The 13,554-nt window shown below is 54.9% G+C and carries 13 protein-coding genes; 9 read left to right on the forward strand and 4 right to left on the reverse strand.

Going from position 1 to position 13,554, the window contains the following annotated elements:
• Positions 1 to 201 precede the first annotated feature (201 nt).
• Positions 202 to 933: an orotidine-5'-phosphate decarboxylase gene (gene pyrF / locus TH25_RS21720; protein ID WP_114090369.1), complete on the forward strand. Its 732-nt coding sequence runs from the start codon at positions 202 to 204 to the stop codon at positions 931 to 933.
• Between the two features lie 79 nt (positions 934 to 1,012).
• Here the strand turns inward: pyrF and TH25_RS21725 are convergent, their stop codons facing one another.
• Complete coding sequence (locus TH25_RS21725; protein ID WP_114090370.1) at positions 1,013 to 2,080, reverse strand: LacI family DNA-binding transcriptional regulator; 1,068 nt, start codon at positions 2,078 to 2,080, stop codon at positions 1,013 to 1,015.
• A gap of 123 nt (positions 2,081 to 2,203) precedes the next feature.
• Here TH25_RS21725 and TH25_RS21730 point away from each other — a divergent pair, with 123 nt between their 5' ends.
• Entirely contained in the window at positions 2,204 to 3,445 is a 1,242-nt protein-coding gene (locus TH25_RS21730; RefSeq protein ID WP_114090371.1) for a phytanoyl-CoA dioxygenase family protein, read from the forward strand.
• A gap of 247 nt (positions 3,446 to 3,692) precedes the next feature.
• The gene (locus tag TH25_RS21735) at positions 3,693 to 4,901 is read left to right on the forward strand and encodes an MFS transporter (RefSeq protein ID WP_114090372.1); all 1,209 of its coding nucleotides are present in this window, start codon (positions 3,693 to 3,695) and stop codon (positions 4,899 to 4,901) included.
• 37 nt (positions 4,902 to 4,938) lie between these two features.
• Here TH25_RS21735 and TH25_RS21740 read toward each other — a convergent pair whose 3' ends face one another.
• The 3 genes from TH25_RS21740 to TH25_RS21750 form a co-directional block, all read right to left on the reverse strand.
• Complete coding sequence (locus TH25_RS21740; protein ID WP_114090373.1) at positions 4,939 to 6,183, reverse strand: type II toxin-antitoxin system HipA family toxin; 1,245 nt, start codon at positions 6,181 to 6,183, stop codon at positions 4,939 to 4,941.
• On the reverse strand, positions 6,164 to 6,427 hold the full coding sequence (locus TH25_RS21745; protein ID WP_114090374.1) for a helix-turn-helix domain-containing protein: 264 nt from the start codon (positions 6,425 to 6,427) through the stop codon (positions 6,164 to 6,166). The genes TH25_RS21740 and TH25_RS21745 overlap by 20 nt, the downstream gene beginning before the upstream one ends.
• A gap of 373 nt (positions 6,428 to 6,800) precedes the next feature.
• Entirely contained in the window at positions 6,801 to 7,604 is an 804-nt protein-coding gene (locus TH25_RS21750) for a TSUP family transporter (protein WP_114090375.1), read from the reverse strand.
• 165 nt (positions 7,605 to 7,769) lie between these two features.
• On the opposite strand from TH25_RS21750, the gene mutM reads away from it, so the two are divergent.
• The 6 genes from mutM to dnaN all read left to right on the forward strand — a co-directional run bounded on the left by mutM (position 7,770) and on the right by dnaN (position 13,503).
• Positions 7,770 to 8,612 carry a bifunctional DNA-formamidopyrimidine glycosylase/DNA-(apurinic or apyrimidinic site) lyase gene (mutM, locus tag TH25_RS21755; RefSeq protein WP_114090376.1) on the forward strand — a complete coding sequence of 281 codons (843 nt, stop codon included), beginning with the start codon at positions 7,770 to 7,772 and terminating at the stop codon, positions 8,610 to 8,612.
• A 206-nt stretch (positions 8,613 to 8,818) separates the two neighbouring features.
• Positions 8,819 to 9,595: an enoyl-CoA hydratase gene (locus TH25_RS21760; RefSeq protein WP_114090377.1), complete on the forward strand. Its 777-nt coding sequence runs from the start codon at positions 8,819 to 8,821 to the stop codon at positions 9,593 to 9,595.
• Between the two features lie 151 nt (positions 9,596 to 9,746).
• Positions 9,747 to 10,007, forward strand: coding sequence for a 30S ribosomal protein S20 (gene rpsT / locus TH25_RS21765; RefSeq protein WP_114090378.1), 261 nt, complete (start codon positions 9,747 to 9,749; stop codon positions 10,005 to 10,007).
• Positions 10,008 to 10,504: 497 nt separating this feature from the next.
• Positions 10,505 to 12,022 carry a chromosomal replication initiator protein DnaA gene (gene dnaA, locus TH25_RS21770; RefSeq protein ID WP_220151479.1) on the forward strand — a complete coding sequence of 506 codons (1,518 nt, stop codon included), beginning with the start codon at positions 10,505 to 10,507 and terminating at the stop codon, positions 12,020 to 12,022.
• 18 nt (positions 12,023 to 12,040) lie between these two features.
• Positions 12,041 to 12,355, forward strand: coding sequence for a hypothetical protein (locus TH25_RS21775; RefSeq protein WP_114090380.1), 315 nt, complete (start codon positions 12,041 to 12,043; stop codon positions 12,353 to 12,355).
• Between the two features lie 29 nt (positions 12,356 to 12,384).
• Entirely contained in the window at positions 12,385 to 13,503 is a 1,119-nt protein-coding gene (gene dnaN / locus TH25_RS21780) for a DNA polymerase III subunit beta (protein ID WP_114090381.1), read from the forward strand.
• The last annotated feature ends 51 nt before the right edge of the window (positions 13,504 to 13,554 follow it).

Here is a 13,554-nt window from a genome sequence, read left to right on the forward strand (position 1 = left end):
ATCGACTAAAGCCTGTTCACCTGATCCATGCGGGGGCCGGTTTGCCAAGGTTACGGGGACAAGGGCTGATTTTAAGGGGCATCGGGGCGAGAATGTCGTGTGCGCTGTTTTGCCTCTGTTTGCCGATTGGTCCGAATTTTGTGCGCCAGGTTTGATGCGCCTGCCCCAATCGGATCATTTATGTGTCAACCGGAGGATGCCATGACCGCCCAGAATTCCCAGATTGCTGCGAAGGACCGGATTTTTTGCGCCATCGATACTACTGATCTTGATCATGCGATTGATTTGGCAACCCGGTTATCGGGGGTGATTGGCGGGGCAAAGCTGGGCAAGGAATTTTTCGCCGCCCACGGCCCGCAGGGGGTGAAGGCGGTTGCAGCAGCCGGGATGCCGGTTTTTCTGGATGTCAAATATCACGATATTCCCAATACGGTGGCCGGGGCCATCCGTGCGGTAACGCCGCTGGGCTTGCGGATTGTCAATGTGCATGCCGCTGGCGGGCTGGAAATGATGAAACGTGCCGGCGAGGCTGCCCGCGAAGCAGCGGACAAAGCCGGTGTGGCTGCCCCCTGGGTAATTGCCGTGACCATCCTGACCAGCCTGGATGAAAATGACCTCGACGAGATCGGTCTGCGTGGCCCGTTAAGCGAGCGGGTGGTTAAAATGGCCGAACTGACGCAAAAATCCGGCCTGGATGGGATTGTGTGTTCGGCCCAGGAAATTGAGCCGGTGCGCGCGGCTTGCGGCCCCGATTTCAAATTGATCACGCCAGGCATTCGCCCCGCCTGGGCCAGCAGCGATGACCAGAAACGCATTGTCACCCCGCGTGATGCCGTTGCAACGGGGTCCGATGTGTTGGTGATTGGCCGCCCGATTACCAAGGCCGAAGACCCGGTGGCCGCCGCCCGGCGCATTGTGGATGAACTGGCATAACGGGTCTGATCCGGTTGCCGGGTGACGTTTTTCACCCCCGGTAACAGGGCGGATGAACCGCCTGTGATGTCAGTGAATTTTAGGCCAGGCCCGTCTTGAATGTGCGGGCCTGTTCTTTGGCAAAGGCCGGGATATTGGCTGGCGTAATGATTTGAATGTCGCTGGCGGGGGCAATGGCCCCGTGCGGGAGCAAGCCGTGCCACGCCATCAGGTGATGGCATGCCGTGCGCATGTCCTGGCGCAAATCATGATGCAGAACGGCGGTCAGTTTGCCCTGTTCCAATAGCGTGATGTTTTCGGCATCCAGGTCGTGGGCGATATAAATGGCAGGGGATATGCCATGATCGGCCAGGGTTTTTAATATGGCCCGGTTGCCCCCACCCATCGAATAGACGGCGGCAATATTCGCCGTTTGACCGATGATGGATTTCACGCGGTCGGCCGTGTCATGGTCCAGGCCAGCACCACCACTGGCATCAATAATCTGTCGTTGAGGGGCCAGCCTGGCCAATGCTGCGATAAAACCCTCCTTGCGGGCTTCTTCGCCGCGAAAACGTTCATTGCTAAGCGTGATCAGAATGGCACCTTTATTGGGCCTGCCCGCCAGAAAATGATGCAGCAGATAAGCCGCTGTTTCGCCTGCTGCTTTATTATTGGCCCCGGCATAGGCGATTTGCCCGGCATCGGGAATATCGGTAAAAATGGTCAGAACCGGGATGTTTCGGTTGCGCAACATGGACAGGGCATGGCGAATATCGGGCTGGTCCTGCGCCTTGAGCAACACGCCCTGGCTGCCCCGTTTGGCAATCCGCGCAAGAATGGCAACCACATCGCCTGATCGCATGCGTTCCTGCATCATATAACGCGGGCGAATTACCGCCGGGTGCAGGCTGGGAAGTTCGGCCTCCAGGGCGGTGCGGATGGCATTGCTAAAACGGCTGGGGGCCTCGACCACAACATCAATGAACAGCCGTCGCCCGCGTGCGGCAAGTTGTCCTTCCTGACGGGTCAGTTCCTCTATGGCATCGCGGACCTGGCGACGGGTTTGGGCGCTGACATTGGGGCGGTCATTTAATACCCGGTCAATCGTGGCGGTGCTCAGGCCGGATTGCCGGGCAATTTCCTTGACGGGGAAACGATGGGTCATGCTGCCTTTTCCTTTGTTGATGTATTTTTGATGGATTCCAATCCCCCAGGCAAAGCATTTTCGCTCTAGCATTCAGGCATGGGCGGGCATTTCAACGATCCGCCGTGATCAGGAGGAAAAGCCATGCCATCCCGTCAACCGAAACAGAACACGCAGCCCGATCCCCATTCTTATCCACTGACCGGACGACAAAAGGCCGGGCTTGGTACGGGATATTACCGCGAGGCGGCATGTTCGACGGATGACCTTTTGCCCCTGATTAACCGGGAAACCCGGGCCGATGATGTGCCTCATGCCTGCGAAATCCTGCGAAATGTGCCGGTTTATGATGGTGATGTGCTGCGCCACATCATGACCCGGCCTGATCAACGCCAGGCCGTGATGGCGGAATGGGCCAGGGTGATGCTGGACGGGGCGGGTGTGCTGGTGATCAAGGCCGCCTATGCCGATTGCAGCATCCTTGATGACGCAACCCGGAGTTATATGGATATTATTGCCGATGAAAAGGCGGCCAATGGCACGGCGGCGGATCATTTTGCCAAGGCCGGAGCTAATGACCGCATTTGGAATTCGGCGCAAAAACTATGTTTGCGCGCGCCGGATGTTTTTGCCCGTTATTTTGGCAATCCGCTGATTGATATGGTGTGCGAGGCCTGGCTGGGCCCGTGTTACCAGATGACGGCACAGGTTAATCTGGTGCGGCCGGGCGGGCAGGCGCAGCAGATGCATCGCGATTATCACCTGGGGTTTCAAACTGCCGAAATGTGCACCAAATTCCCCGCCCATGTGCATCATCTCTCCCCGGTATTAACGCTTCAGGGCGCGGTGGCGCATTGCGATATGCCGCTTGAAAGCGGGCCGACATTGTTGCTGCCTTTCTCGCAGCTTTATCGCGAGGGTTATATGGCATGGCGTCGCCAGGATTTTCGCGATCTGTTTGATGCGCGCCATGTGCAATTGCCGCTGGCAAAAGGCGATGCGCTGTTTTTTAACCCGGCGCTGTTTCATGCGGCAGGCAGCAATAGCAGCCAGAATATCCAGCGAATGGCGAATTTATTGCAGGTTTCGTCGGCTTATGGGCGGGCAATGGAATCGCTGAGCCGGATTGCCATGTGTAAGGCGGTGTATCCTGTCATTTGCGCCATGCGAGGCAGGGGGGCGATGACAGAAGCCGAACAGGCCGCCGCGATTGCTGCCTGTGCCGAGGGATATTCCTTCCCGACCAACCTTGATACCGATCCACCCGTAGGCGGGTTGGCCCCGGAAACACAAAACCAGCTTTTTCATCGTGCCCTGGGCGATGGCCTGACGGCGGATCAATTCAACAGTGCCCTTGATGCCCTGTGTGGGCGACAGATGCCATGATGTGCCGGTTTTGGGCGCGCGGTGGGGGCAAGTCAAACCGCGAGACAATGATCCATTTCCGGGCAGAGCGTCGATATTTGCCAAAATCGCATAGATTCTATGCGTAGAAAGCGATAGTTCCCGGTTTCGTTTACAGGCAGTTTTGAATCGGTTCAGAGAATTCTCTGGGAGTGCGGTGTCCGCCGAATGCAGGGCACCGCCTTTTTTGATTTTATGCTGTTTTTGTCGCCAACGTAACGGGTGCCCCATGTCCTTTGCTCATTCCCGCCAGGCTTTTTTGGCCCGTTTGCCTATTCTGGCGCTGGCAATGGCGTCCTTTGGTATCGGGACGACGGAATTTGTCATTATGGGGCTTTTGCCCGATGTGGCCGCTGATTTGGGTGTCAGTATTCCCAGTGCCGGGTTGTTGGTGACGGGCTATGCGCTGGGTGTGACCTTTGGTTCGCCCTTTTTGGCAATGGCAACGGCAAAAATGGAACGCCGCCGGGTTTTGCTGTTTTTGGTGTCGCTGTTTTTGCTGGGCAATATTTTGTGCGCGGTTGCGCCCAATTACAGCCTGCTGATGGTGGCGCGTGTGATTACCGCGCTGGGGCACGGCGCGTTTTTTGGTCTGGGCTCGGTTGTGGCCGCCGGGCTGGTGGCCCCGCATAAACGGGTACAGGCGGTTGCCCTGATGTTTTCCGGTCTCACACTGGCGAATGTGCTGGGTGTGCCATTTGGCACGGCAATGGGCCAGGCATTGGGCTGGCGTTCCACTTTCTGGGCGGTTGTTGCCATTGGGGTTGTGGCCTTTATCGCACTGTATTTGTTTGTACCGCGCAATATCAAGGCAGAGCGGACCAGTTTTATGGCCGAAGCCCGCGCCTTGGGCAAATTGCAGGTGTTGCTGGCAATGGCGCTCAGTGTTCTGGCATCGGCCAGCCTGTTTAGTGTTTTTACCTATATCACGCCGATTCTGACCGACGTGACCGGCGTTTCACCGCAAAATGTAACGGTGGTTCTGCTGCTGTTTGGTGTGGGGCTGACGGTGGGTAATTTCATTGGCGGCCGCCTGGGCGACTGGCGATTGATGCCTGCCATTATTATCACCCTGGTGGCGTTGGTGCTGGTTTTGATGATGCTGACCGAAACTGTCTATCAGGTGTGGCCAGCCCTTATATCCCTGTTTGTTTGGGGTGTGGTGATGTTTGCCCTGGTATCGCCCTTGCAAATTCGCGTGGTGAATGAAGCCACAGGGGCGCCGAATTTGGCCTCAACCATTAATCAGGGGGCCTTTAACCTTGGCAATGCGGGCGGCGCATGGCTGGGTGGCCTCGCGATTAATGCCGGTATCGGTTATGCCCAAATTCCCTGGATTGGTGCGCTGATCGCGGTGGCTGCTCTGATGCTGGCTGTTTTTTCCTATTTGCTGGACCGTAAAACCGAAATCGACCCGCAAACCGCCATTGGCGTGTAAGCGGGAGCATGGGGCTATCAATGCACGGTGGTTGATCTCAGGTTGTGGCCGAATGGGAAATCAGACGATCAGATGCCAAAGCAGTGTTTTTTAAACCGTCCTCCCATGCGCTTATGATCTTCGGTGCGATCTGGGAGAAAGCCGGTGAAACATGCTGGTATGCGGCCAGTTCTGTGCGGGTTGAAGCAACAGCTTCGGCGACCTGATCAATCATTTCGCCGGTCCGGCGTGCATTCAGTCCTGTCCGCTGGCCAAGTTTAATCAGCCGTGCCCGATCTGGCCATTTTGAACTGCCATCCAAAACCAGAGCCATCTGATCTTTTGGCAGATATGCGGCTGTTGTGACAACATCATAAACAGGAGCAAGACGCAAATCGCCATTGACGTCGTCATATAGCAGCGCAAAGTTCTTCAGGTGCGCGTCCCCGTTGCGAACCAGGCAATTTAATACGATAAGCCTGAAGAGATCTGGCCCCTGTTTTGACCATTGCTCAAGCCCGAGAAAGTCTGCGGCCCTTTTCATGATGGCTGTTTCGTAACTGCCGTCGTATTTTCGATTGGTGTTGCGGCCGTTAAGGACGCAAAAATCTTCCATCCCGATATATTGGCCGTCCTCTTTCAAATCAAAACGATCAATAACGAGGGCTTCGCCGCCTTCTGACAAACGGTGTCTTGGCACCTCAAGTCCGGCTCTGGCGGCAGCCATCAGGCAAAAAAATTCGTTCGCCGCAAGTTCAGGGTATTCCTTCGGATCCCAAAGTTTGACGATATGCGTTGCACCGCGGAAGCTGGGCGAAAGCCAGGTACCTGCGTCGCTCATATTGTCTCTGATCAGAACTTTAGGCTGAACGCCGCTGATACCGGAGTAGCTGGTGAATTTCTCGAGCAGATAATCAAAAAGCTGCCCATCGCGACGGCTCTTCAGAATTTCATCAATTGATTGAAAAGGAACATCTTCGCTTGGTTTGTCTTTATCCCCACTGTAACGCAGGCGCCCCATTTGCGTTCTGCCGATCACAGAGAGGAGATCAAGATCGTCAAATTTCCCAAGGGCCTTGGAAAATTGCCGTGAAATGCGATCACGCAAATATCCTTCAGGCAAATTTTGCTCGAAGATCGGAAGCAAACCAGTTTGCCATTCCCAGGAGGGAAGGCGAACCGGCATTGACACCGAAACAGCGCTGTCATGCGACGCCTCTGGATCATAAGAAAAGCTGCTGCCACGGTCGCCACGTCTTACAAGCCGACCTGAGAGTTCTCCGTCACTCCAAACCCTGATCATCTTCGGCCATCAACTCCTCTAGCGTCGGTCGATTATTATTGGCGGCTATTACCTTCAGTTCGAGCCCAAGCAGGTTAAGCAGCAAAGAGATTTTCCCAAATCCCAGCTCCGTAACCTGTCCCCGCTCAAGTGCACTTAATGTTGACCGGGCGATGCCGGCATCACGGGCGAGGTCTTCCTGCCGGATCTTCCGAAATTTCCGGGCTGCCTGAATTTCTCTTCCTATTTGCCAAAGATTCAGCATCGTAACGTCATCCTAAAATGCCCTGTATATAGGACATTTTAGGATTTTTATGTGTATATGTCCAATATATCGTACATTTTTCGCGCTTCTCAGTCAGAAAAACCGAATATCTAAAATATCCAGCTCCCTTCAAACATAACCACCAGATGTTTGGTCCAGGAATTTTCTGGAGCGGATGATGACGGAATCTGAACGGCTCTTGTCGCCAGGTTTTGCAAATGGCCTTGATAGAAGTGAGATCGCGTGGGGTCTTCAAACGACACTTGATGACCATCTCATGACGACTTGCGACTGGCGCGACTGCAGAATTTGCCAACGCCTCAACCGGTTTGCATAGTTTGCGCCGCAGGATTGGTTGGCAGATGTTTTTGCGTTAGCTGAATGCCAGGCCAACCGCGCGAAACGACGCACCGATTTGGCCGCCATATTGTTCGATGATCAGTTTGATCGAAATGGCGATGGAGACAAAAACCAGCAGCGGGCGAACCAGCCGGGCGCCGACCCTCATCACCATATGGGATCCCAGTGTTGCGCCGATCACCTGGCCGACCGCCATTGCCAGGCCAATTTTCCAGACCACTTCGCCGCCGACAATAAAGGTTGCCAGAGAGGCGACATTGGCGGTGAAGTTCAAAACCTTGGTATGCGCGGTGGCCTTGGTCAGGTTGTAGCCCAGCAGGGCGACAAAGGCGATGGAGAAGAAAGACCCCGTGCCGGGACCAAAAAAGCCGTCATAAAAGCCAATGCCAAAACCGGCGGTAAAGGCAAACAGGGTTTTGCCGATTTTTTGCTGGGCATCAATGTCGCTGGCACGCGGGGAAAACAGAAAATACAGGGCAATCGCAATCAGAAGGCCCGGCAGCAGCGTCATCAACAGGCCGGGATCAAGCATTTGAATAAGGGTGGTGCCCAAGACTGCGCCCAGCAAGGTCAGAATAATCGCCAGCCCCATTTCACGCGGATTGACCAGGCCGCGCCGGGCAAAATTAAGGGCAGCGGAGAAACTGCCACAACTGCTTTGCAGTTTGTTGGTTGCCAGGGCCTGGGTCGGGGTGATGCCGGCCCATAACAGGGTGGGAATGCAAATAAGGCCGCCGCCTCCGGCAATTGAATCCACAAACCCGGCAACCAGGGCGACGGCAAACATGATCATTAAAAGATCAACACCAAATTCCATGCGTATATTCCGCTTGTAAATGCGATAAATTTCAAAACAGGGTCAGCATAAGCCTTTCTGTTTTTTGTGCTATTTATAATTTGTCATCGTAACAATCTGGCATTTGTGCCCGTTGCGGATTACATACTGTCTCCGTTTGATCCCCAATGCCGTGACGAGGTTGTTATGCCTGAATTGCCAGAAGTCGAAACAGTTTGCCGCGGGCTTGCCCCGGTTATGGAAGGGCGGGTTCTGGCTTCGGTTGTGCAGCGGCGGCCCAATTTGCGCACGCCGTTCCCTGACGACTTTGTCGCGAAACTGACAGGGCGGCGTGTCAATCAACTGACCCGACGGGCCAAATATGTGATGGCTTACCTGGATGACGGGCAGGTATTGCTGATCCATTTGGGCATGTCAGGTCGCATGACGGTGATTGAACCAAAAAATGACAGCGACCTGCCCGAAGCAGGCAAGCATGATCATGTGGATTTTGTCATGGATAGTGGCGTTTTGGTGCGGTTTAACGACCCGCGCCGGTTTGGCCTGATGGCGTTAACCGATATGGATGCGTTGCCCAATCATCCGATGCTCGTGGGAATTGGGCCGGAACCTTTGGGCAACCAGTTTAATGCGGCCATGCTGGCCGAAGCCCTTGTCAAACGCAAAAGCCCGATCAAGACCACGCTGCTCGATCAGCGGCTGGTGGCGGGGCTTGGCAATATATATGTGTGCGAGGCGCTGTTTCGCTCCCGGATTGATCCGCAACGCCTGGCAAACAGCCTGACGCGCGATGAAATTGACCTGCTCTATCGTGAAATTCGCGCGGTGTTGGAAGATGCCATTCGCGCCGGCGGGTCATCCCTGCGCGATCATCGCCAGGCCAATGGCGAATTGGGCTACTTCCAGCATAATTTCCGCATTTATGGCCGCGAGGGCGAACCCTGCATCACGCCGGAATGCGGCGGGACTGTGGGACGTTTGGTGCAGGGCGGGCGTTCGACCTTTTATTGTCCGGTTTGCCAGCATTAGGGTTTGATCCGAGGTCCTGGCAATGTTCTGATTTCGCGGGCGTGAAAGATGGTTGCCAGGGTACTTTGTCGGGTCTCCTTAATGGTTTGCCGTGGGGTGTTCCTTGCTTGATGGGGCCAAAATCGGTAAAACAGTATGCAATTATGGTTTCAGGCGATGGACTGCGAAATAGCGGTCGAAACATCGTCATTTGAAAAGGATTTTCCATGACTTACGAAAATATCATTGCCGAAGTGAAGGGGAATGTCGGTTTGATCACCCTGAACCGTCCCAAGGCCCTGAATGCCCTGTGCGATGCCCTGATTGCCGATTTGGCTGCTGCGTTGGATGCGTTTGAGGATGACGAATCGGTACGGGCCATTGTCATTACCGGGTCGGAAAAGGCCTTTGCCGCCGGGGCCGACATCAAGGAAATGATCGATCGTGATTATATGGATGTTTATAAAGCCGACTTTATCACCAAAGGCTGGACCCGGATGGCGGCCTGCCGCAAGCCGACCATTGCGGCTGTCAGCGGATTCGCCCTTGGCGGTGGCTGTGAACTTGCCATGAGCTGCGACATCATGATTGCGGCCGATACGGCGAAGTTTGGTCAGCCGGAAATTACCATTGGCACGATTCCTGGTGCAGGTGGTACCCAGCGTTTGACCCGGGCCATTGGCAAGGCCAAGGCAATGGAAATGTGCCTGACCGGGCGGATGATGGATGCGCAGGAAGCCGAACGTTCCGGCCTTGTGGCCCGTGTCGTCCCTGTCGATTCGCTGATGGATGAGGCGATGAAACTGGCAGAAAAGATTGCCTCCTTCTCGGCCCCGGTGGCGATGAAGGTGAAGGAAAGTGTCAACAAGGCATTTGAAATGACCCTGGCCGAAGGCCTGATGTTTGAGCGCCGCGAGTTCCATTCGACCTTTGCCCTGGAAGATCGGGCCGAGGGCATGAAGGCCTTTGGCGAAAAACGCAAACCTGAATTCAAGCATCGCTGATGCCGGTTTGCCGCGAGATTCGGTCAATCGACTCGGAAAGCGCGGAAAAACGCGGATAATAGCGGTATCGGGGGTTGACGGCCTCCCGGGAGGGAGCTATAAGCCGCGCTCCGAATTACGTAACATTTTTGTTTTAAGAGACAGGTTCGCAATGGCTCATCATAAATCGGCCAAGAAGCGCATTCGCCGGAATGAAACTCGTGCCGCCGTTAACGGTGCGCGTATCAGCCGCATTCGTACCTTCGTCAAGAAGGTCGAAACCGCGCTGCAAGCTGGCGACAAGGATGCCGCTCTGGCTGCGTTTAAGGCTGCCGAGCCGGAACTGGCGCGTGGTGCGCAGCTTGGTGTTCTGCATAAAAACACCGTTGCTCGCAAAGTTTCGCGTTTGTCCGCTCGCGTCAAAGCGCTTTAATTTTATCCTTCGGGATGGCGAGTCGAAGGCCGCGTTTCATGCGCGGCCTTTTCGCTGCCGGAATTCCAGGAATTCACCTTTCGTTCTTTGATTGCGAAAGTGAAAAAGTCCCGCAATTCCGCGAACGTTTTGGGGGCGAAATCCTTTTAACGTTCTGTTAAAGATCGCCTTGCCTGATGCGGGACGCATCAGTACAGTGTTTCGACTTCGATCGCGGTTTCATATCGCGACTAATGAAGAATGAAAAACAAGGGCGCGAGTACGCTTCCATTTTCTTGTAGCAAGACGGGCGTGTTGGTCAGTTTTCGGTCAACGCGGCAATGCTTTGTATCGTGTTGTATCCGGTGTTGCGTTGGGAAACTGGCGTCGGGATTTTTAGTCAATAGCGGGGAAAGGTCTTGAAAGTGCAGCACGCCTTAAGGGGAGCACCATTTGGCGCTGAGAACGACGGGGATAATACGCCCGGCCGCCAGCAGGCTGCACTCGACGATCATGTAATGACCACCTGGAAGATTGTTCGCGAAAAATTGCGTAGCGAGTTTGGGGCTACGGCCTATCGTTACTGGCTGGACCCGGTCGCCCTGATCACGGTTGAGGCGGGGGTTGCCCGTCTTGGTGCGCCCAATCGGGCGATGCGGGACTGGGTCTCACAGCATTATCTGGATCGTATCCAGGCCTTTTGGCATGCCGAAGATCCCAATGTTCATTTTGTCGAGGTGGTGGTAGCCGCCCCGGACTCCAGCGGTGATTCTTCCTCTGCGTCCGCATCTTCCGCCTCCTCTGCCGCTCCACGTCCGGTTTCGACTAATCCGGAGGGGAGCCGTGCCCCTTCCTATAATGAACCGGCAAAGCAGTCGCCGCGTTACACCGCTGAAAATTATGACGCCCCGGGCAACCGCAAGGCGCCGTGTCATCCTGCCCCGGTTTCAAATGGGTTTCAGTCGGCATCGTCTGCCGGACGGGGTGCGATTGGCAGCATGTCCGATGATGGCATCAGTGCGGCCCTCGACCCGCGCTATACCTTTGACAATTTCGTGATTGGCAAGCCCAACGAATTTGCCTATGCCGCTGCCCGCCGTTTGGCGGAGGCCGAGTCGGTGCCGTTCAATCCGCTGTTTTTGTATGGCGGTGTTGGCCTGGGTAAAACCCACCTGATGCACGCCATTGCCTGGCATATCCGCCGTACCCAGCCGCATCGCACGGTGATTTACCTGTCGGCTGAAAAATTCATGTATCGTTTTATTCGGGCGTTGCGCGATAAAAACACCGTGGATTTCAAGGACCAGTTCCGGTCGGTCGATGTTCTGATGGTCGATGACGTGCAGTTCATTTCCGGCAAGGATTCCACCCAGGAAGAGTTTTTCCATACCTTCAATGCGCTGGTTGATCAGGGCCGCCAGATTATTGTGTCGGCCGATAAATCGCCATCCGACCTTGAAGATATTGAAGAGCGGTTGCGTTCCCGTCTGGGCTCGGGCCTGGTGGCTGACATTCATGCCACCACCTATGAGCTGCGGTTGGGGATTCTCGAATCCAAGGCCGAACGCCAGCGGGTGGAACTGCCCCAGCGGGTGATGGAATTTCTGGCCCACAAGATCACGGCGAACGTTCGTGAACTTGAAGGGGCGCTTAACCGTGTGATCGCCCATTCCCAGCTTGTTGGCCGCGAGATCGGCCTGGAAATGGTACAGGATGTGTTACACGATGTGTTGCGCGCATCCGAACGCCGGGTGACGATTGAGGAAATTCAGAAACGCGTGGCGGAGCATTTCAATATCAAGGTCTCCGACATGCACTCCGCCCGGCGCGCCCGTGCGGTGGCCCGCCCGCGTCAGGTGGCGATGTATCTGTCAAAACAGCTTACCACCCATTCCCTGCCGGAAATTGGCCGCAAATTTGGCGGACGTGACCATACCACCGTGATGCACGCGGTCCGCAAGGTTGAGGAGCTGCACAAGGCGGACCCGTCTTTGTCCGAAGATATTGATCTGCTGCGTCGTATGCTGGAAAGCTGACCTTTCAGCACGGATGTGATGGGTTTGAAAAACGGCAATTGGCCTGATTGTGCTGATTGCCGTTTTTATTTGTGCGGTTTTAGAAATGCGATTGTAATTTTTGCCGTTTGGCGGAGCGAATTTGCAGCAGGGTTTGCGTGGTTTGGTGTGCTGAAAACCGCAGAAAACCGGGCCTGTCATTTTCGGGGGTTTTCAATGGCTCGACTCCGTTCAATCGCTTGGTTTTTTGCACTAAAAATCCTTCGGTTTTGGGGCTGCCATGTTATAATGCGCCCAACCCAGCCAAAAGGGGTGGGGGTAAGTCGAAAAAATGAAGAAAAATCAATTCATTAAGTAACTGCAGACAGACGGATAGGACGGGCATGAAGCTGACCATCGAACGCGCGGCTCTGTTAAAATCTCTCACACATGTTCAAAGTGTGGTCGAACGGCGCAACACCATTCCGATTCTGTCCAATATCCTGCTGCGGGCCGAAGAAAATACCCTGTCGCTGACCGCAACCGATATGGACCTGGAAGTTATCGAAACCACCACGGCGGAAGTTTCCGAACCCGGTGCAACGACAACGCCTGCGCATACGCTCTATGAAATTGTGCGCAAATTGCCCGAAGGGTCCCAGGTGCAGATCGTTCTGGAACCCGGTGCAGGCCGTTTGACCCTTTCGGCGGGCCGTTCAAAATTCAATCTTGCCGTTCTGCCGGTCGATGATTTCCCGGTTATGTCCGGGGGCGACCTTCCGGTCAGCTTTGGTTTGGCGGCTGCCGAACTGCGCGGCCTGATCGACCGTGCCGAATTTGCCATTTCGACCGAAGAAACCCGGTATTATCTGAACGGGATTTATTTTCACGCCGCCGATGCCGAAGGTACCAAGATTTTGCGTGCCGTTGCCACCGACGGGCACCGTTTGGCCCGTATCGAGGCCCCGCTGCCCGATGGCGCGGAAAATATGCCGGGGGTGATTGTACCGCGTAAAACCGTTGGCGAATTGCGCAAGCTGATTGATGAAACCGGCGAAGCGGTGGATATTGCCCTGTCGGACACCAAAATCCGCTTTGGCTTTGGCAAGGCGGTTCTGACCTCCAAGCTGATTGACGGCACCTTCCCGGATTACGAACGGGTTATTCCGGCGGGTAACGACAAAAGCCTGGATCTGGATTGCAAGCCCTTTGCTGATGCGGTTGATCGCGTTTCGGCGATTTCGATTGAAAAATCCCGTGCAGTCAAGGTTGTCATTTCCGGCAATACCCTGACGCTTTCGGCCTCCAGCCCGGAACATGGCACAGCATCCGAAGAACTTGAAATCAATTACGATTCCGATGACATCGAAATCGGTTTCAACTCCCGCTATCTTCTCGACATTGCCAAGCAGGTCAAGGGCGATACGCTTAACCTTCTGATGTCTGACGGGCAGTCGCCAACCATTCTGCGTGATACCGATGACCTGTCGGCATTGTATGTTCTGATGCCGATGCGCGTCTGACCCGCGATTTCCTTGTTGTGGCTTTCCTTGCCCATAATCATGACCGGCAAG

The sequence above is a fragment of the Thalassospira profundimaris genome (genome assembly GCF_003326755.1).
GTDB classification, from domain to species: Bacteria; Pseudomonadota; Alphaproteobacteria; order Rhodospirillales; family Thalassospiraceae; genus Thalassospira; species Thalassospira profundimaris_B.

Excerpts from the sequence above, each read along its gene's own strand:
- pyrF (WP_114090369.1), top strand. The coding sequence starts at position 202 with ATGACCGCCCAGAATTCCCAGATTGCTGCGAAGGACCGGATTTTTTGC.
- TH25_RS21725 (WP_114090370.1), bottom strand. The coding sequence starts at position 2,080 with ATGACCCATCGTTTCCCCGTCAAGGAAATTGCCCGGCAATCCGGCCTG.
- TH25_RS21730 (WP_114090371.1), top strand. The coding sequence starts at position 2,204 with ATGCCATCCCGTCAACCGAAACAGAACACGCAGCCCGATCCCCATTCT.
- TH25_RS21735 (WP_114090372.1), top strand. The coding sequence starts at position 3,693 with ATGTCCTTTGCTCATTCCCGCCAGGCTTTTTTGGCCCGTTTGCCTATT.
- TH25_RS21740 (WP_114090373.1), bottom strand. The coding sequence starts at position 6,183 with ATGATCAGGGTTTGGAGTGACGGAGAACTCTCAGGTCGGCTTGTAAGA.
- TH25_RS21745 (WP_114090374.1), bottom strand. The coding sequence starts at position 6,427 with ATGCTGAATCTTTGGCAAATAGGAAGAGAAATTCAGGCAGCCCGGAAA.
- TH25_RS21750 (WP_114090375.1), bottom strand. The coding sequence starts at position 7,604 with ATGGAATTTGGTGTTGATCTTTTAATGATCATGTTTGCCGTCGCCCTG.
- mutM (WP_114090376.1), top strand. The coding sequence starts at position 7,770 with ATGCCTGAATTGCCAGAAGTCGAAACAGTTTGCCGCGGGCTTGCCCCG.
- TH25_RS21760 (WP_114090377.1), top strand. The coding sequence starts at position 8,819 with ATGACTTACGAAAATATCATTGCCGAAGTGAAGGGGAATGTCGGTTTG.
- rpsT (WP_114090378.1), top strand. The coding sequence starts at position 9,747 with ATGGCTCATCATAAATCGGCCAAGAAGCGCATTCGCCGGAATGAAACT.
- dnaA (WP_220151479.1), top strand. The coding sequence starts at position 10,505 with ATGACCACCTGGAAGATTGTTCGCGAAAAATTGCGTAGCGAGTTTGGG.
- TH25_RS21775 (WP_114090380.1), top strand. The coding sequence starts at position 12,041 with ATGGGTTTGAAAAACGGCAATTGGCCTGATTGTGCTGATTGCCGTTTT.
- dnaN (WP_114090381.1), top strand. The coding sequence starts at position 12,385 with ATGAAGCTGACCATCGAACGCGCGGCTCTGTTAAAATCTCTCACACAT.